Annotated in this window: 15 protein-coding genes; 11 read left to right on the top strand and 4 right to left on the bottom strand. The window is 57.8% G+C overall.

Annotated features, from left to right (window positions below; genetic code table 11):
• Window positions 1-73 precede the first annotated feature (73 nt).
• The gene (locus tag IBT47_RS09060) at window positions 74-1,000 is read right to left on the bottom strand and encodes a LysR family transcriptional regulator (protein WP_200560176.1); all 927 of its coding nucleotides are present in this window, start codon (window positions 998-1,000) and stop codon (window positions 74-76) included.
• A 244-nt stretch (window positions 1,001-1,244) separates the two neighbouring features.
• Here IBT47_RS09060 and IBT47_RS09055 point away from each other — a divergent pair, with 244 nt between their 5' ends.
• The 7 genes from IBT47_RS09055 to IBT47_RS09025 all read left to right on the top strand — a co-directional run bounded on the left by IBT47_RS09055 (window position 1,245) and on the right by IBT47_RS09025 (window position 8,881).
• Entirely contained in the window at window positions 1,245-2,312 is a 1,068-nt protein-coding gene (locus tag IBT47_RS09055; RefSeq protein ID WP_200560175.1) for an ABC transporter ATP-binding protein, read from the top strand.
• Between the two features lie 29 nt (window positions 2,313-2,341).
• Entirely contained in the window at window positions 2,342-3,316 is a 975-nt protein-coding gene (locus tag IBT47_RS09050) for an ABC transporter substrate-binding protein (protein ID WP_105592476.1), read from the top strand.
• 3 nt (window positions 3,317-3,319) lie between these two features.
• The gene (locus IBT47_RS09045) at window positions 3,320-5,056 is read left to right on the top strand and encodes an iron ABC transporter permease (RefSeq protein WP_200560174.1); all 1,737 of its coding nucleotides are present in this window, start codon (window positions 3,320-3,322) and stop codon (window positions 5,054-5,056) included.
• Window positions 5,057-5,198: 142 nt separating this feature from the next.
• On the top strand, window positions 5,199-6,464 hold the full coding sequence (locus IBT47_RS09040; RefSeq protein ID WP_200560173.1) for a phosphatase PAP2 family protein: 1,266 nt from the start codon (window positions 5,199-5,201) through the stop codon (window positions 6,462-6,464).
• 153 nt (window positions 6,465-6,617) lie between these two features.
• Window positions 6,618-7,118: a GNAT family N-acetyltransferase gene (locus tag IBT47_RS09035; protein WP_105592473.1), complete on the top strand. Its 501-nt coding sequence runs from the start codon at window positions 6,618-6,620 to the stop codon at window positions 7,116-7,118.
• Between the two features lie 115 nt (window positions 7,119-7,233).
• Entirely contained in the window at window positions 7,234-8,361 is a 1,128-nt protein-coding gene (locus tag IBT47_RS09030; protein ID WP_200560172.1) for an ABC transporter substrate-binding protein, read from the top strand.
• Window positions 8,362-8,614: 253 nt separating this feature from the next.
• The gene (locus IBT47_RS09025) at window positions 8,615-8,881 is read left to right on the top strand and encodes a hypothetical protein (protein ID WP_200560171.1); all 267 of its coding nucleotides are present in this window, start codon (window positions 8,615-8,617) and stop codon (window positions 8,879-8,881) included.
• Between the two features lie 73 nt (window positions 8,882-8,954).
• Here IBT47_RS09025 and ftnA read toward each other — a convergent pair whose 3' ends face one another.
• From ftnA to IBT47_RS09010, 3 genes are all read right to left on the bottom strand, one after another.
• Window positions 8,955-9,467, bottom strand: coding sequence for a non-heme ferritin (gene ftnA, locus IBT47_RS09020; RefSeq protein ID WP_200560170.1), 513 nt, complete (start codon window positions 9,465-9,467; stop codon window positions 8,955-8,957).
• A 330-nt stretch (window positions 9,468-9,797) separates the two neighbouring features.
• Complete coding sequence (locus IBT47_RS09015; protein ID WP_200560169.1) at window positions 9,798-11,420, bottom strand: GMC family oxidoreductase; 1,623 nt, start codon at window positions 11,418-11,420, stop codon at window positions 9,798-9,800.
• 105 nt (window positions 11,421-11,525) lie between these two features.
• On the bottom strand, window positions 11,526-13,616 hold the full coding sequence (locus IBT47_RS09010; protein ID WP_370569876.1) for a TonB-dependent siderophore receptor: 2,091 nt from the start codon (window positions 13,614-13,616) through the stop codon (window positions 11,526-11,528).
• Between the two features lie 540 nt (window positions 13,617-14,156).
• Between IBT47_RS09010 and IBT47_RS09005 the strand changes: the two genes are divergently transcribed.
• Genes IBT47_RS09005 through IBT47_RS08990 form a run of 4 tightly spaced genes read left to right on the top strand, consistent with a single transcriptional unit; the run spans window position 14,157 to window position 18,033 of the window.
• Complete coding sequence (locus IBT47_RS09005; protein ID WP_105592467.1) at window positions 14,157-14,996, top strand: ABC transporter ATP-binding protein; 840 nt, start codon at window positions 14,157-14,159, stop codon at window positions 14,994-14,996.
• Entirely contained in the window at window positions 14,996-16,021 is a 1,026-nt protein-coding gene (locus tag IBT47_RS09000) for an iron ABC transporter permease (RefSeq protein WP_200560167.1), read from the top strand. The genes IBT47_RS09005 and IBT47_RS09000 overlap by 1 nt, the downstream gene beginning before the upstream one ends.
• A complete protein-coding gene (locus IBT47_RS08995; RefSeq protein WP_200560166.1) occupies window positions 16,018-17,070 on the top strand; it encodes an iron ABC transporter permease in 1,053 nt (350 codons plus the stop codon). The genes IBT47_RS09000 and IBT47_RS08995 overlap by 4 nt, the downstream gene beginning before the upstream one ends.
• A gap of 15 nt (window positions 17,071-17,085) precedes the next feature.
• A complete protein-coding gene (locus tag IBT47_RS08990; protein WP_105592464.1) occupies window positions 17,086-18,033 on the top strand; it encodes an iron-siderophore ABC transporter substrate-binding protein in 948 nt (315 codons plus the stop codon).
• The last annotated feature ends 1 nt before the right edge of the window (window position 18,034 follow it).

Here is an 18,034-nt window from a genome sequence, read left to right as displayed (position 1 = left end):
TCCCGCCTTGCGCTGTGGATCGGTCGCCCGTACTGAGCTGGTCGAGCGAGCAGAAATCCGTACCGGGTGAGGCTCAGGATTTCGCCCCGCGCTGGCGGCTGTACATCCGGCCTTCGGCGACCAGCGCCAGCAAATTCGGATCGTGTTCGCGGTTGCGTTCAAAGACAATCGCGATGTTTTGCTGCATCTGATAGGGCTGCGCCAGCCGCAGCAGCTGTACCGAATTTTCATAAACCCGCTTCATCCGCCCCGGCAGCAGAGTAAAGCCCACTCCAGCCTGTACGAGGCTCAGCATCGAAAAGATATCATTCACCCGCGTGACGATCTCCGGTTCGTAGCCTGCAATGGCGAACGCCTCACGAAAGCCCTGCCAGGTTGCAAAACCCTCATCAAGGGAGACAAATTTCTCCGTGCGGAAGTCGCGCAGATCTGCTTCTTTGCTAACATCCAGCCCGGAAGCCGCAGGCGCTGCGAGGAAGATATCGTCCTCAAACAGCGGTAGCGTTTCCAGATGAGCGTGATTGATCTGCTCGCAGGACGTGGCGATCAGCACCGCGTCCAGCGATCCTTCCTCCAGGCGGTTCAGCAGCATCTTATTCGAGCCCATGGTCAGCTCCAGCTCCAGATCCGGGCGTCGCAGCTTCATGCCCATAATCAGCTGCGGAATGGTCTCCAGGGTCAGCGAATAGAGCGTGCCCAGCCGCAGGCTTCCCTGGCTCATTCCGGCGGTTTTTCGCGCCTCTTCCACGCCGCGTGACAGCAGGTCCAGCGCTTCCTGACTGTACTCCCACAGCGTATGCGCGGCGGGCATCGGCACCAGATTACGCCCCTGATGAATAAACAGCGGGCAGCGCAGGCTCTCTTCCAGGCTGTGCAGGGCGCGATGCACGCTGACGCTGCTGATCCCAAGCGAGGCCGCCGTACGGGCAAGATTACCCCGGGTCATAAAAGCGATGAAAATTTCCAGTTTACGAACGGTGATATCCGAATCGATGCTCATTTTGACCTGTTTCCGTTAGTCGCAATGTGGTGAGTTTAGCGAGTTTATGATGAAGATACGCGCCGGGTTTTACGCTTTAATGCGGCGAAATCCAGCCGGTACATTGTCATTTTCCCCTGATTTTCCCGCGCTTTTCAACGGCGACGAGCGGCAGCCGGTTCATTCTGCCTGCTGTCACCGGGCTGTCATCTTTGCTCAGTATGTTCTAAGCCGTTGCTTTAATTGAACGGAGTCCGAGTGCCCGATGTCTGCGATCCTGATCGACAATCTGTGTAAATCCTTTGGCCAGCAGCAGGTGCTGCGCAATGTCTCGTTGCAGATTGAGCACGGGGAGTTTATCGCCGTTCTCGGGCCTTCCGGCTGCGGAAAAACCACGCTGCTGCGCACGATTGCCGGGTTTGAAATCCCGGACTCCGGCACGATAACCGTTGGCGAACGCCGCTACAGCGCACCGGGGCAGCATCTGCCTCCCGAGCAGCGCGAGCTGAGCGTGGTGTTTCAGAACTACGCCCTGTGGCCGCATATGTCGGTGGCGGAAAACATCGAATACAGCCTGAAAGTGAAGGGCATGGATCGCGCCAATCGGCGTATTCGGGTGGATGCCGCGCTGGATCTGGTCGGCCTTGACGGTATGGGTGAACGGCGGCCGGCGGATCTGTCCGGCGGGCAGCGACAGCGCGTGGCGCTGGCACGTTGCCTGGTCACGCGGCCGCAGCTGGTGCTGCTGGATGAGCCGCTGGCAAACCTTGACGTACATCTTCGCGCGGCGATGGAAGAAGAGTTCACACGTTTTCATCATCACGCCGGTGCCACGCTGCTTTACATCACCCACGACCAGCACGAAGCGATGGCATTGGCCGACCGCATCGTGGTGATGCAGGCGGGACAGGTAATGCAGTTCGCCACCCCGCAGGAGCTTTATCGCCAGCCCGCCTGCGAAATGGTGGCACGATTCATTGATGATGGCCGGGTTGTGCCGGTTGGGGATATCGAACCCGACGGGCAGGGCTCAGCCTGGGTCACACTGTTTGGCCTGCGAGTGAAACTGCGCGCCAGCCCCACTCAGCCAGTCCTGCCGAAAGGCAAAATCTGCCTGCACGCCAGCGACCTGCAAAGGGTAGCGCATGATGCCCCCGGCTTCGACGGCGAGGTCCGCCGGGTTATCTACCGTGGCGGCTACAGCCAGCTGGAAATTGAACCTTTGGGCGATCCGCAGTGCCGTCTGACCTTAATGCAGTCAGATGCCGCACCGCCACGGATCGGAGAACGTATAAGGCTGGTCGCCACCGACGGCTGGGTCATTCCGCACTAATTTCTTTTTCAATTCACTAAGGACTACAGATGCGTAGCACGGTAAAAATTCTGGCACTGCTGGCGTTCACCTCTCTGTCAGCCCAGGCGGCCGATGGAAAACTGGTGGTTTATACCTCGCAGGCTCCTGAAATCGCTCAGCAAACGATTGAAGCCTTTAAAGCCGCTAACCCCGGTATTGAGGTGAGCTGGACCCGCAACGGCACCACCCAGCTGATGAACGTGCTGCGCACCGAGATGATGAGCGGTGACGTGAAAGCCGACGTGCTGCTGGTGGCGGACTCCATCAACCTGGGCGCGCTGAAGAAAGAGGGCAAGCTGATGGCCTACGCGGATGCGCCGGTCAGCAATATCAGCCCGAATTTCTACGATAAAGATAAGACCTGGTTCGGCACTAAAATCATCGCCACGGTGATTGGCTACAACACGCAGAACGCGAAACCGGTTAACAGCTGGATGGCGCTGACCGATGCCAGCAATCGCGGCCAGGTGGCGGTGCCCAGTCCGCTCTATTCCGGCGCGGCGCTCTACCATCTGCATACCGCCATCAATACCCCGACCATCGGCTGGGAGTTTTATAAAAAGCTGGCGGCCAACGGCATTACACCGGAAGGCGGCAACGGCCCGGCGCTGAAAGCGGTTGCCAGCGGCGTCGCTAAATACGGGATCATTACCGATGCCGATTTGATCCGCGCGAAGAAACAGGGATCGCCGGTCGATCTGGTCTATCCGCAGGAAGGCGCGTCGTTTGTGACCGAACCGGTGGCGATCCTTGCCGGTGCGCATAACGTGCCTGCCGCCAAAGCCTTCGTTGACTTTATGCTGTCGGAAAAAGGCCAGCAGCTGGTAGCACAGCAGGGCAACCGTCCGATCGATAAACGCGTGGCGGCACCGGAAGGCTTTGCGCCAATTGATTCGATCAAACTGCTGACGCTGGACAGCGATAAAGCCGTTAACGATGATGCCCAGGTGCGTGAGAAATTCACTGAAATCTTTGGCGGTTAACCGATGAGCGTATTGCCCGGTATGATGCGCAGCGCCCGCCACCCCCGTGCGATCCGCTGGCCCGGCAGCGAGCGGTGGATCCTCTGGCTACTGGCAATCATGATTGGTCTGCTGTCGATTGCGCCGCTGGCGAGGCTGATCTGGGCGGCCATTGCGCCGCAGGGCGTACCCGACAGCGAGCGGCTGCTGCGGCTGTTGAATGCGCCCCGGGTGCTGCGCGCTACCGGCAATACGCTGTTTATTGCGCTGGGAGCTACCGCGATCTCACTGCTGCTGGGAACCCTGGCGGCGTGGCTGGTGGCGCTGAGTGATATTCGCGCCAGGGCGGCGTGGGTTTTTGCCTTTATTCTGCCGCTGATGATCCCACCGCAGGTGACCGCGCTGGCCTGGGTACAGGCGATGTCGCCCTCCGGACCGCTGATGAAACTGCTGGCCGGGCTGGGAGTGCCTCCCTTCGCCGGTCCGCCGCCGCTCTACTCGATGAGCGGTATTATCCTTTTACTCGGGCTGCACAATGCGCCGCTGGTGTTTCTGGCGGTGCGGGCTGGATTACAGCGCCTGCCGTCCGATCTGGTGGAAGCAGCGAAGATAGCCGGAGCCTCACCGCTCAGGGTGCTGTTAACCGTTATCCTGCCGCTGGCTCGCCCGGCGATTTTTGCCGGAGCCGCGCTCTCCTTCGTGGCCGCCGCCGGTAACTTCGGTATTCAGGCGATGCTGGGAATTCCTGCCAAAGTTCCCACGCTGATTACCCTGATCTATCAGCAGCTGAACAGCACCGGCCCCGGCGCGCTGCCCGATATGGCGGTGCTGTCGCTGCTGCTGGCGGCAATCACCCTGGCCGGAATGCTGATCAGCAGTCTGCTGGGCGGTCGGCGCGATGTTCGCGTTAGCGGCACGGCGCATGCGCTCACTCAGTCTCTTGGCCGCTGGCGACTGCCGGTAGAAGCGACCGCCTGGCTGCTGATGGCGCTGATCCTGCTGCTGCCGCTGTCGGCGCTGTTGACTACCTCGCTGACCCAGGGCTTCGGCCAGGCGCTGAACTGGCAGACGCTGACGCTGATTAACTACCGTAACGCGCTGTTTGACTATCCGGCAGTGCGCCACGCCTTTTTCACCAGCCTCTGGCTGACGGCGATTGCGGCGGCGATCCTGACTCTGATGGCACTGTTTATGGCCTGCTACCTCAGCTGGCGGCGCAGCCGCCTGGTGCGGGTGCTGCATCTCTCCAGCGAACTGGCCTATGCGCTGCCGGGCGTGGTGACCGGGATTGCCGCGCTGCTGTTCTTCCTGCGGCCGCTGCCGCTGATCAACGTCAGCCTGTACGGCACGGTGTGGATTATCCTCGCCGCCTATCTTTCCAACTTCCTTGCGCTGGTGCTGCGCCCGACGCTGGCGGGCTTTGCCCGCGTGGAGCGCTCGCTGGATGAGGCGGCACAGCTTGCCGGTGCGGGCTTCCTGCGGCGCATGCGCGACATTCTGCTGCCGCTGGTGGCTCCGTCGGCGATTGCCGGGGCAATTCTGGTGTTTCTTACCGCGCTGAACGAAATCCAGGTTTCGATCCTGCTGGTAACCTCTTCTACTCAGACGCTGGGGCCGACCATCGTCTTCCTGGATGAGGGTGGATCGTCGACGCTGGCGGCGGCGGTGGGTTGCCTGATGATCCTGGTGGTGGTGGGGCTGATGCTGCTGGCCTCCTGGTGTGCGCGCAGGCACAAGGGCATTCTGCCGTGGCAGGTTTAAAGCTAACGCGGCCGGTTTTTGACAAGATTTATGACAGGATGCGGGAATCTGTATCGGAATATGTTTTGCCATAAAAGTGCCATATAGCGGGTCTAGTCTGCGGGCGACAGGGTTAACTTATTGATGATAATGAGGATGATTTATGCGCTTTCGTCTTACGCTTCTTGCCGCTTCGCTGCTGATTGGGCCGCTGGCACAGGCTAAAACCACCGCAGAGCTGCCGCAGATTGCGGCCATCGCCAACACCACAACCCCGGCCAGCAACAGCCCGGCGGTAGTCGCCCTGGAAGGCTCGGTGCAGACCGCGCTGATTAACAGCATCAAGGGTGACAGCAGCACGCTGGCGCGCAGCCAGCTGGAAACGGCAAAGCAGGGCGGTAAGCAGGTAGATAAAGCCTGGCTACAGGCCAGCGGCTATGATTTCGGCAAAAAGGCCAATCAGCAGGCGGGGATTGAACTGCTGAGCGCCTTCGGCAAGCTGCCGGAAGCGACGCTGGCGCAGAATCTGGCAACGGTAGAAAACATCAACCTGAACGCCACCGACGGCGCACGCCGCCAGGCGCTGGTGGATGCCGAAGGGCAGAACTACCTCTATTTCCTCGCCGATGCACTGGGGCCAAAGCTGGGTGAGGCGTTTATCCGCGCTTATGATAAAGGCGAACTGGGCAAGGCGGCGGCGCTGCTGAAGGCCAGTGAAGTCAGTACCAGCGAAGCGAAGAAGCACTTTGACTATAAGCGCCCGTTCCTGATCCCCGGCAATACCATTCATCTGGTGCCGGACAGCGCGGTAGCGAAAGATAACCATCCTTACACCGCCGACGGCGGGTCGTTCCCCAGCGGCCACACCAACACCGGCTACACCGATGCGCTGTTAATGGCACAGATGCTGCCGGAGCGCTATGTGCCGCTGATCGATCGCGGTGCGCGCTACGGTTATTCGCGCATTGTACTGGGCGTTCACTATCCGCTGGATGTGATGGGTTCAAGAATGGTGGCAGAGCGCAACGTGGCGCACTACCTCAACGATCCGCACTATCGTGAACTGTTCGATGCCGCGAAGCAGCAGCTGCGCAGCGCGCTGGAGAAAGAGTGCGGTACGTCGCTGCGCGAGTGCGCGAAGGTGCCAGCACAGGATGATCCGTATGCCGCCAAAGCGATGCAGACCTTCTATCGCTTTACCATGACCTACAACCTGCCTGCCGCGAAGGTGAAGGCCTCGCCGCTCGTTGTTCCTGAAGGGGCTGAAGTTCTGCTGGAAGCGCCGCTGCCGAACCTTAGCGCCGCCCAGCGCCGCCAGCTGATGGTGCGCACCGCGCTGGCAGACGGCTATCCACTCTCCGGCGACGCGTCGCAGAGCTTCTGGCAGCGCCTGAATCTGCATGACGCGGTGAAGGCGGCGGGACGGTAAGCCTGCCGAGCGCCGGATACGAATTAACCTGATGTTTTATCATGCTAATGATGTAGTCTGAATGGGCTGAGAAAGCAGACGGCAACTTGTTGTTGTCGTCTGCATTGACTAACCCTAATGCGGTCTGTGGCCGCCAGAGAGAGTACAACATCAATGAGCGAATCCGGCACAACCCTCCGTATCGAACCCTACAGCGCAAAACACCAGGCAGCAGTTATCGATTTAATCCTGCCGATTCAGACTAACGAGTTCAGCATCCCCATCACCGCAGAGCAGCAGCCCGATCTTAACGATATCGAAAACTTCTATCAGCAGGGGCACGGTCAGTTCTGGCTGGCGCTGGTGGACGATCGCGTGGTTGGCTGTATTGCGCTGAAGGATATTGGCAATCGCCAGGCGGCGCTGCGCAAAATGTTTGTGGCGGCCGAATACCGCGGTAAGGCTTACGGTACAGGGCTGGCGCTGCTGAATGTATTGCTGGCCTATGGCCGCGAGCAGGGCTTAAGCGATATCTTCCTCGGCACCACCGCGCTGTTCCTTGCCGCGCATCGCTTCTATGAGAAAAACGGCTTTACGGAAATCACCGTGCCCGAGTTGCCCGCTTCCTTCCCGGTGATGAAGGTGGACACTAAATTCTATCGCTATACCTTTTAATGTCGTCATGAATTGAAATTTTTTGACACATCTTGTTTTAACTTTCACCGACACGTAGCATGCCCCTGCAAGATTTGAACTGAGAATTATTATCATTGTCCTTGTGGGGTTTGCTATGAAGATTTGGGGTAAAACGGGCATCCTGCTGGCCGGGCTGATCGCCTCTGCCAGCCTGTGGGCTGCGCCATTTGTAGTGGAAGATGTCAGCGGTCGTAAGGTTGAAATTAAATCGGAAGTGAAGAGGGTGATCCTGGGTGAAGGGCGGCAGATCTATCTGCTGGCGGCCTTCGATACCGAGGCGCCTTTTCAGCGCGTAGTGGGATGGCGTGACGATTTGCCGAAGGCGGATTTCGACAGCTACCAGATCTATGCAGAGAAATACCCGCAGATTAAAAAGCTGCCGACCTTTGGTGGGGCAAAGGACGGTACGTTTAACGTTGAGCAGGCGCTGACTCTGAAGCCCGATCTGGTGCTGATGAACCTGGAATCGAAAGCGGCGACCGACGAGTCGAAGCTGACCGAAAAACTCGACAAGCTGGGCATCCCGGTGGTGTTTATCGACTTCCGCGAAAAACCGTTTGAGAATGCCGAAAAAAGCATTCGCATTATGGGACAGCTGGTGGGTAAACCCGAGCGCGCTGAAGAGATCGTCGCCTTCCGCCAGCAGCAGATTGATATCGTGACCGACCGCCTGAAAAACTTCACCGGCAAGCGTCCGAAGGTGATGCTGGATCGCGCCGGTGGTTACACCGAAGAGTGCTGCATGTCGTTTGGCGATGAGAACTTTGGCCGCATGGTTGAAGTGGCTGGCGGCATTAATATTGCTAAAGGGCTGATCCCCGGCACCTTCGGCACCCTGAACCCTGAGCAGATTATCGCCGCGCGCCCTGATGTGGTGATTGTGACCGGTGCTAACTGGAAGAACTACAATACCGCCGGTGGCTGGGTGGGCGTAGGTCCGGGGGCGGATATCGTGGAAGCAACGAAACGCTTAACGGCGCTAATGGCGCGTCCGGCATTCCATACTCTGCCGGTCGCCACCAACGGCAATGCGCACGCGATCTGGCACCAGTTCTACGACAGCCCTTACCAGTTTGTGGCGATCCAGGCGATTGCGAAATGGCTGCACCCTGAGCTGTTCAAAGATATCGATCCGGATGCCACCTTCCGTGAATTCCATCAGCGTTTCCTGCCGGTAGCTTACAAACCGGGCTATTGGGTGACGTTACCTGCCAGCCACTAATTAGCGGTCACTAAACAAAGGGTGCTTTTCGCACCTTTTGTTCAATATCTTATAAATCAATATCTTGGAAGGGAAATTCTTTATTATCGTTATTCCGCTCATATCCATTAACACTTCGCACTGAACTGCCACCTTTTTCTCCCCTATTTTATCTCCAGGACGATGTCACTGTTCTCTCCCTGCTGCTTACGATACCCGGCAGGAGAACGGTGTCGTTTCAGGCAATATGGACAGGTTAAACAGGGAGTGAGCCATGAAAATCTTTATCCGGCGATGGTTATCAGCTCTGTTCATCATAGTATCGGCCACACTGCATGCGGGAAGCGATTCGCAGGAGGAAGAGCTGCTGCACGACGATGGCCGTATGGTCTGCGGCGATCCCAGTGAGCCCGTTCCCGTTCCGCAGACCAGCCCGCATCCCGGCAAGGCGGATCTGAAAGCGATAGCGGTATATTTGAAAAGCCTGGTCAGTGACGCCCCTCCTGCTTCTTCGCCAGTTGAAAGCGATTATGCAGAATAAAAAAAAGCCACTCTCAATGAGAGTGGCCTGTGAGTCTGTTCGCGGATGCGCTTGATCCGCTTAATGCAGTCAATCAGTCGGCAGAGTGTGCGCCCGGCTCGCCCATCTTTTTCAAATCTTTGTCGAGGAAGAACAGTGCCTGGCCGCTGTTGCCAACCAGAGCCAGTTTGTCCAGCACGGATTTGAACAGCTTCTCTTCTTCGTGCTGCTCGGCAACATACCACTGCAGGAAGTTGAAGGTTGAATAATCCTGGGTGGTGATCGCCGCGTGGGCCAGTTCATTGATCTTCGCGGTGATCAGCTGCTCGTGCTGATAAGCCTGCTCCAGCACTTCATTCAGTGAGTTAAAGGTTACCGGTGGCGCATCAATGGTGCCCAGCACCGGCATCGCGCCAGTATCGCTAAGGTAGTTAAACAGGCGCTGCATGTGCTGCATCTCTTCTACAGAGTGCTCACGCAGGAATGCGGCGGCACCGTCAAAACCCTTATCGTTGGCCCAGGCGCTCATCTGCAGGTACAGGTTGGCAGAGTAGAATTCCAGATTCAGCTGATCGTTCAGCTTGGCGGTCATTTCATTCGTCAGCATGGTGACTCCTTAAAATTATTATTAACTGTGGATGACAGGTGATTTCTGCGCATTATGCACCCATCCATAGAAAATAAAAACCGTTTATTATAGCAAAAGCTAAATTTATTTTATGTGATCTAACTTAATGATTTTATGTGTTTTTTATTTTGACTTTAAATATAATTCGTTCAATTTTTTAAATAAGTTTGATAACCATTCTTATTAATAATTACATAACTCGTTGGTGGTGAAATGAGAATTAATCTCTTTAAGAATATTCTGTGCATGGATTAATTCTAGTTGAATAAGAGGCTTCTGCCACAGAGCAGAAGCCAGATATTATCGCCGTTAAGAGACGGTGTTAGAAATATCCTTAAGGATCAGATCGGCAGCGCGTTCTGCGATCATAATGGTTGGCGCATTGGTATTGCCGCTGGGGATCTGCGGGAATATGCTGCAATCCGCAACGCGCAGCCCGCTGATGCCGTGAACGCGCAGCTTTAAATCCACCACCGAAGTCGCCGGATACGGGCCCATTCGGCAGGTGCCAATCGGATGATAGACGGTTTTAATGTCGTCGAGGATGAAATTGGTGATGGCGTTGATGTCGTCTTCTTCCACCTCGTTCAGATGTAAAATATGCCCGACAATCGATTGCAGTGACGGGCTGCGCAGCAGGCGAAGCCCTGTCTGAACGGCCCGAATCTGCCCTGCCAGATCCGCCGGATCGCTAAGATAACCGGCATCAATAGCCAGTTCATCGCTCGGGTTACTGCTGCTCAGCCGGACCTCTCCGCGCGATTTACTTGGTAAATAGCCGACCTTCAACGTAATGCCGTGTTCGCTACCGGCGGGGTTTGCCCCCGGTCCGTTTTCAAAGTTATCCAGAACCGGCAGGAAGTGCACCTGTACATCTGAGCGACCGCTGCCGGTGGTGTCTATCAGCGCGCCGCCCTCCAGGATGTTGCTGGTAAGCAGGCCGCCGCGGAAGAACTGCCACTGTGCGAAGTTTCTTACCGCCCGCAGACCTTTATCCTCGCCCCACATACTGTTACCGGTGGTGACGGTCGCGTTCAGCGACATATGCAGATGGTCCTGATAATACTTACCGACTGGCAGATCGGCACAGGTAACAATGCCCACGCTATCGAGATGTTTTTGCGGCCCAATGCCGGACAGCATCAGTATTTTTGCGCTGCCGAAGGCTCCGGCACTGAGGATCACCTCCCGGCGGGCATAGGCCAGGCATTGCTGTTTACCGTGCGTATGGTAAACCACTCCGCTTGCGTGGCTGCCTTCCAGAATAAGATGCTGTACTTCAGCATCGGTAATCGTGGTCAATTGCGGATTGTTTTTTACTCGATCGAGATAAGCGCGCGATGTACTGGCGCGTTCCCCATGGTGAGTGGTGGTCTGCCACAGGCCAACGCCTGCGGGCGCGCCATCGTTGAAGTCGTTCACGTAGGGCAGGCCCTGTTCCTGTCCGGCACGGACAAAAGCATCCGTCAGCGGATGGCGGAACTGGTTTTCACTGACGCTTAGCGGCCCCCGCTGAGCGTGATAGGTTCCGCTCAGGCACTCATTGTTTTCTGCTTTTCTAAAGAAGGGGAGCAGATCGTTAAAGCTCCAGCCACGGCAGCCATATTCCTCCGCCCAGTCGTCATAATCCTGCGGCTGGCCGCGTAGATAGATCATACCGTTAACGGAGCTGCCGCCGCCTAATACGCGGCCTTGAGCGACCTGCATCACGCGTTTATTAACATGCTGTTGGGGAAGCGTACGGTAGGGCCAGCGGGTTTTAGGGGAGAGTTTTACCAATCCGGCGGGCATTTTGTGGAACAGGCTGTTATCACGGCCGCCCGCTTCCAGCAGCAGGACGCTGCCTGCCTGGGCCTCAATCAATCGTGAGGCGATCACGCATCCTGCGGAACCGCCACCGATGATAATGTAGTCAAATTGCTGCTCTGCCATAGTTTATCTCCTGAAAGCGACGATTTGCGTCGTCAAAACATCCGATGTACTTCAGGAGTTAAACTACGTTTCACTCGGGGTGAATGGCTAATTTAAACGTGCGGATCAGAAATCCATTTTTACCGTGAACTGCACTTCGCGCGGATCGCCAATCTGGTTAGAGAGATTATTTGTCGCGATAGACGAGGTGTAGTACGTTTTGTCGAAGATATTCTTGACGTTAACCTGTAGCGTGACAGGATACTCTGCTTTGATTTTGTAAGAAGCAAATGCATCGGCAACCGCATAGCCCTGCAGAGAATAATCCTCGCCGTTGTCGCCGGAGCGACGGCTGACAGCATGGCCCCCACCGCCAACGGTCAGCGTATTGCCGTCATACACGTTGTGGAAGTCGTAAGTCAGGAACAGCGATCCGGTATGGCGCGGTACATTAGGCAGCATTTTCCCTTTGTAATCCGGATCTTCCATGACTTTGGCATCGGTATAGCCATAGCTGGCGATGACGTTAATATTCTGCGTCAGCGCACCGGCTACATCCACCTCAACCCCGCGTGAACGCACCCGTCCGGCGGTCTTCGCTACGCTCTCATCGTTGATGGTTTCGGTATACAGCACGTTGTTTTTATTAATATTAAACAGGGTGACGTTCGCCGTTACGCCGTCAAACAGATCGAACTTGGCGCCCGCTTCCCACGCGGTAGCGGTTTCCGGTGGCAGTTCGCCGATGTAGCTGGCAATGGAGTACTGCGGCATAAACGAACGCGAAACGTTCCCGAACAGCGAGATCGTCGGCGTGGCTTTGTACACCAGGCCAAACTTCGGCACCCAGGCATTGTCGGTGCTGTCGGTATTGACGTTAAACGGACGGCCCTTACCGGCGTATTCGGTAAAGTACTGATAGCGCAGGGCACCGACGGCAATCCACTTATCGGTCAGATACAGTGAATCCTGCACGTAGGTCGAGTAGCTGACCTGCTGAATGGTCTGATCGCTGTCCGCTGCGGAAACCGAGGTACATTTGCCGGTGGCCCCATAGGACGGATTATAGATATTGAAATCCTGCACGTTCTTACAGCGGATCATATCGGTGCGCAGCAGATCGTAGTTCTCGTACGCCACCCCGGTCAGGATCTCGTTGTACAGTCCGCCAATCACCACGTCGCCCTGCAGATCGAAGCGCGCGGAATGCTGACGCTGGGTCGATCCCTGCGTGGCGTCAACGCGGCGGGTCAGGTTGCCGGTGGCGGCGTCATACTTCATCACGCGCGCCTGATTGTCGCTGTATTTATCCTGGCTGAAGCTGTAGTCAAACTTCGCCGTCCATTGATTGTTAATGCGGTATTCAGCATTCAGCTGCGCAAGATCCGATTCACCGTCGGTGATGTTGTACTCTTCATCAAAGCGGGTTTCACGGCTTACATTCACCGCGTGGCCGGTATTCAGATCGAAGATGGTGCCGCGATCGAACGGCGTGCTGTAGTTGCGATGGGCATAAGAGACATTGACCGTCGCATCGTCACCAAACCAGGTCAGTGACGGGGCAATAAAGCTGCTGCGCTCCTTGCCGAAGTTGCGCCAGTAATCTTCGTGCTGATAGGAACCAATCAGGCGATACGCCAGGTTGGTGCCTTCGATCGGCCCGGTCAGGTCCACCGTACCGGTGCCGCCGCCAAAGCTGGTGGAAGTAGCTGAAACGGAACCGCCAAAGGTGCGTTCCGGGCGCTTGGTAATCACGTTAACCAGCCCGCCGGGGTCGAGGATGCCGTACAGCGTAGAAGCCGGGCCTTTCAATACCTCAACCCGTTCGGTAGCGGCGTTGAAGCTGCGTGGCAGGACGGTTTTCAGGCCGTTAGTCAGCACGGAACCATCGCGGTTGCTGCCGAAGCCACGGCGCACAAAGGCATCCTGCGTGCCGCCCAGGGTGTTGGTCTGCACCACGTTACTGACGTTGTTAAGCACTTCATCCAGCGTGGTGGAGTGCTGATCTTCAATCACGCGATCGCTGACGGTATTCACCACCTGCGGGATATCCAGCAGCGGCATATTGGTCAGGGTGGCTGTAGTGGAATTCAGTGGCTGATAGCCGGAGGTCATGGTTTTGTCAGCATCGGCGACGCTGGCTTCCACCGTCATCGTTCCCGCATCTTTCGTTGTTTTGTCGCTGCTGCTGGCCGCAGCGGGGGCTTCTGCCGCCATCGTTACCGAAGAGGCCAGCGTGCCGATGAAGATCGCTGAAAACAGCGCATAACCCTTTTTCCCCAGAAAAGAAGGCTTTAACTCAGTCATTTAATTTTTACCCTGCACGTGTCTCATCTTCGTTGCTGAGATGAGAGGAGTTTTCGTATTCATTGCCCGATTGATTGCGATTAACGCTGCCTACCCGTTAGCCCGTTTAATGGGGTCGGATATGTAATTGAGAATCATTCAAACATGCTGATATGTAGTAGTAAACGCAAAAATAAGGAAAAAATCATGCAAGCTTTTTAACGCCAGGTTGCACATTTCCTGTCGGGTTATTATTTTTTAATTTATTGATAATAATGATTAATTAAAAAACTTATCTTTCCTGAAGATTCCATAAAATCGCGAAGCGAGATGTTTTAATAAGCACCGCATTAATTCTTGACTACTACATTCATTCTACGCATGATCGAGAAAGATAATGAGAGTTATTTTTATTTGAGACTTACGCGCGCGCTGGCCGGGAGCCACGCCGTTGCGGTGCAGGAGTAGTCAATGCCACAGCGGGTGGAGCAGAGTGCGGGCGAGAACAGGGCCCGGCAGCAGGGGATCGAGCTGGATCGGCTGTCGGCCGGATACGGGAAGCAGATAATCGTTGATGATATCAGTTTGACGATCCCGGCGAAGAAAATGACCGTGCTGGTCGGCGCTAACGGTTCGGGGAAATCCACCCTGCTGACCACCATTGCACGGATGCTGACTCCCCTCGGCGGCAGCGTGCTGCTGGATGGCAAAAGCATTCACCAGCAGCCGACTAAAGCCGTTGCCCGTCAGCTGGGCATGCTGCCGCAGTCGCCGCTGCTGCCGGAAGGGCTGACGGTGTTTGAGCTGGTTTCCCGCGGCCGCTACCCGTGGCAGAACTTTATGCGCCAGTGGTCGGATGCGGATGAAGCGGCGGTTGAGCAGGCGTTACAGCTTACCGGCACCGCCGAATTCGCCCATCAGTCGGTGGACAGCCTCTCCGGCGGTCAGCGGCAGCGCTGCTGGATCGCGATGGCGCTGGCGCAGCAAACCCAAACCATTCTGCTGGATGAACCCACAACCTTCCTCGATCTGCGCTATCAGGTGGAGATCCTCGAACTGCTGCACGATCTGACCCGGCTGCATGGCCGTACCGTGGTCGTGGTGCTGCACGATCTTAACTTCGCCGTGAACTACGCTGACATGCTGGTGTTTATGAAGCAGGGGCGTCTGCTCGGCGTGACCGGTGAAGATGAAAACTGCACGCCGGAGATGATTAAAGCTGCCTTTGATGTCGATGTGCAGATGTCGATCAACCCGCTGACGCAGAAACCGTTCTTTATGCCGTTCCGCCGCCGCGATGGCCAGCGCTGATGCGTAGTCGGCCCCATTCCGTTCATCGCCACCCGCTGCGCCCCGCGCTGGCGCTGCCGATTCTGCTTTGCCTGTTACTGATCGGCGCGGTGATACATCTGGGCCTTGGCGCGCGTTATATCGGCCCCTCAACCGTGCTACAGGCGCTACTGCACTTCGATCCGCGCAGCTTCGACCATAAGGTGATTGTGGAGCTGCGGCTGCTGCGGCTGGTTGCGGCCCTGCTGACCGGCGCGGCACTGGGTGTGGCCGGGCTGTTGCTACAGTCGGTGATCCGTAACCCGTTGGGTGAGCCGCATATTCTCGGGCTGAACGCCGGTGCGGCGCTGGCGGTGGTGATCGCCTCGGCGATTGGCGCTGGCTGGGGCGGTTTGCTGGCCAGCCGCCCGCTGGTGGCTGCCTGCGGTGCCGCCGCGCTGTTTGCGGTGGTGATGCTGCTGGCCTCGGCCGGGCGCAGCGGGCTGACGCCGCTCAAGGTGACGCTGTGCGGCGTTGCGCTCTCTGCTTTTGCCTCCTCGGTGACCGCCGCAATCCTGATCCTGGACGAGCAGACGCTGCTGGAAATGCGTACCTGGCTGGCTGGCGATCTCGCCGGGCTGAGCTGGTCCGTGACCGCCGCCGCCGCGCTGCCTGCGCTGGTTGGTATGCTGCTGGCGCTGGCGATTGCACCACGGCTTAACGTGCTGGCGCTGGGCGATCAGGTGGCCAGCGGGCTGGGGGTGAACATCGCCCGTACTCGCTTAATCGGACTGATCGCGGCCGCCCTGCTGTGTGGCTCGGCGGTTTCAGTGGCCGGTCCGATTGGCTTTATCGGGCTGGTGGTGCCGCACGTCGTGCGGAGGCTGATGACCGATGATATCCGCCTGGCGGTGCCGCTATCGGCGCTGGGCGGGGCACTGCTGCTGCTGCTGGCCGATCTGGTGGCGCGCGTGCTGATCGCTCCTCAGGAGCTGGCAACCGGAGTGATGACCGCGCTGGTCGGTGCACCGGTATTTATCTTTATTGCTGCCAGGTACTTCAAATGAAAAATACCGCGCAACGGCTGGGGTTTCATCGCCTGAGGCTGGGGCAGTTCACGCTGTTGCTGCGCCCGCGTCTACTGTTGCTGGGCCTGCTGCTGGCAGCCGTGGCGCTGCTGCTGGCGGTGTTCGGCATCACTCAGGGATCGCTGCCCGTTCCCGCTTCGGACATTGGCCGGGCGCTGTTTTACCCGCAGCAGCTGAGTTCGCAGCAGCACTATATCGTCTGGGATATTCGCCTGCCGCGCCTGCTGATGGCGCTGCTGAGCGGAGCGATGCTGGGGATGGCCGGGGCGGCGATGCAGTCGATCACCCGCAACGGTCTGGCCGATCCGGGGCTGATCGGCGTGAAGGAGGGGACCAGCGCGGTGGTGCTGGTGCTGATCCTGCTGTTTCCTTCCCTTAGCCTGCTGTGGCGGCCGCTGGCCGGGATGGCGGGTGGGCTGCTGGTGGCGCTGATCGTGGTGCTGCTGGCGCGCGACTTCTCGCGGCCGCGTTTTATTCTGATCGGCATCGGCGTTTCCTGGGCGTTTGCTGCCGGAATCGGGGTGTTTATGACCACCGCCGACGTGCGCGACGTGCAAACCGCGCTGGTCTGGATCGCGGGCAGCCTGCACTCCGCCACCTGGTCGCTGCTGGCGGTGGCGTTCTGCTGGGCGCTGCCGGGGGCGCTGATCCTGTTCCTGACCGCCCGTGCATCGGACGTGGCGCTGCTCGGCGACCAGTCCGCTACCGGGCTGGGGGTAAGGCTCCGGCGGCTGTCGCTGATACGCTTCTGCGCCCCGGTGCTGCTGACTGCCGCCAGCGTATCCTGCGTTGGCAGCCTGGGTTTTGTCGGGCTGATCGCACCGCACATGGCGCGCTTTCTGCTGCGCGGCGGTCAGGTAGCGCTGCTCAGCGGCAGCGCACTGCTGGGCGCACTGCTGGTTCTGCTGACGGATTCTATCGGGCGGCTGGCTTTTGCCCCGCTGCAAATTCCGGCGGGGATTGTGATGGCGCTGGTGGGCGGTCCGTTCTTTCTTCTGCTGCTGTGGCGTCGACGTGACGCGCTGTAAACCTTGAGGATGGCTATGCGCCTGCTACTTTCCCTGTTATTTCTGACCTGCCTGAGCGCCACCGCTGCTGAACCGACGCAGCAGTTTACCGACGATCTGGGCCGCACGGTGACCGTGCCGCTGCATCCGCAGCGTATTGTTTCGCTACACGATCTGGATATCACTATTCCGCTAATCGAGCTGGGCGTGCCGCCGGTCGCCAGCCACGGCCGAACCCGCGCGGACGGCTCGCATTTCCTGCGTTCCAGCGGGCTGCTGACCGGGGTGGACTTCGACAATTCATCGATCCAGTTTATCGGCACCGCCGATATGGATATTGAAGCCATCGCCGCCGCGAAACCCGACCTGATTATCACCGAACCCAGCCGCAACACCGCCATCGAGCAGTTGGAGAAAATTGCTCCAACGGTCAGCATCGACCACCTGGTAGGCGGCGCGCCGCGTATCTACAGCAAGCTGGCGCAGCTGACCGGCAGTCAGAAGCAGCTGGCGATCCTCGAACGCCGCTACCAGGAGCAGATCAAACAGCTGAAGCTGATGGTGGATACTCAGCACATCACCGTCTCGGTGATCCAGGCGAATAAGGGCAAGATCACCGTTCATCACACCTATCGTGCGCTGGGCCGCGTGCTGCGCGATGCCGGATTCCGCTTCCCGCCGCTGATTGACAGCATCCCGGATGGCGATCGCATTGAGGTCAGCGCCGAGCGGCTGCCGGAGCTGGACGCCGATTATATTTTCGATACCTGGCGTTCCGACACCGGAGGGAAACCGCAGGAAGAGCTGGACGCGATGAACGCGATTATGCCCGGCTGGTGCGAGTTCCTGAACGCCTGTCGCAGCGGTCATTACATTCTGTTGCCGCGTGAAGAGACCATCTCCAACTCCTTTGCGGCGCTGAGCCTGATGGTGGCGCAGGTACAGTCGCATATCGCCGGGCGCCCGATGCCAGTGGCGAAATAAT

It is taken from the genome of Erwinia sp. S43 (assembly GCF_016624745.1).
Taxonomy (GTDB): Bacteria; Pseudomonadota; Gammaproteobacteria; order Enterobacterales; family Enterobacteriaceae; genus Erwinia; species Erwinia coffeiphila.
Note: the sequence above shows the minus strand (reverse complement) of the source record. Positions and strands in the feature narration are given on the sequence as shown.

Coding starts and splice junctions, on each gene's coding strand:
- IBT47_RS09060 (WP_200560176.1), bottom strand. CDS start 1,000: ATGAGCATCGATTCGGATATCACCGTTCGTAAACTGGAAATTTTCATC.
- IBT47_RS09055 (WP_200560175.1), top strand. CDS start 1,245: ATGTCTGCGATCCTGATCGACAATCTGTGTAAATCCTTTGGCCAGCAG.
- IBT47_RS09050 (WP_105592476.1), top strand. CDS start 2,342: ATGCGTAGCACGGTAAAAATTCTGGCACTGCTGGCGTTCACCTCTCTG.
- IBT47_RS09045 (WP_200560174.1), top strand. CDS start 3,320: ATGAGCGTATTGCCCGGTATGATGCGCAGCGCCCGCCACCCCCGTGCG.
- IBT47_RS09040 (WP_200560173.1), top strand. CDS start 5,199: ATGCGCTTTCGTCTTACGCTTCTTGCCGCTTCGCTGCTGATTGGGCCG.
- IBT47_RS09035 (WP_105592473.1), top strand. CDS start 6,618: ATGAGCGAATCCGGCACAACCCTCCGTATCGAACCCTACAGCGCAAAA.
- IBT47_RS09030 (WP_200560172.1), top strand. CDS start 7,234: ATGAAGATTTGGGGTAAAACGGGCATCCTGCTGGCCGGGCTGATCGCC.
- IBT47_RS09025 (WP_200560171.1), top strand. CDS start 8,615: ATGAAAATCTTTATCCGGCGATGGTTATCAGCTCTGTTCATCATAGTA.
- ftnA (WP_200560170.1), bottom strand. CDS start 9,467: ATGCTGACGAATGAAATGACCGCCAAGCTGAACGATCAGCTGAATCTG.
- IBT47_RS09015 (WP_200560169.1), bottom strand. CDS start 11,420: ATGGCAGAGCAGCAATTTGACTACATTATCATCGGTGGCGGTTCCGCA.
- IBT47_RS09010 (WP_370569876.1), bottom strand. CDS start 13,616: ATGGCGGCAGAAGCCCCCGCTGCGGCCAGCAGCAGCGACAAAACAACG.
- IBT47_RS09005 (WP_105592467.1), top strand. CDS start 14,157: ATGCCACAGCGGGTGGAGCAGAGTGCGGGCGAGAACAGGGCCCGGCAG.
- IBT47_RS09000 (WP_200560167.1), top strand. CDS start 14,996: ATGCGTAGTCGGCCCCATTCCGTTCATCGCCACCCGCTGCGCCCCGCG.
- IBT47_RS08995 (WP_200560166.1), top strand. CDS start 16,018: ATGAAAAATACCGCGCAACGGCTGGGGTTTCATCGCCTGAGGCTGGGG.
- IBT47_RS08990 (WP_105592464.1), top strand. CDS start 17,086: ATGCGCCTGCTACTTTCCCTGTTATTTCTGACCTGCCTGAGCGCCACC.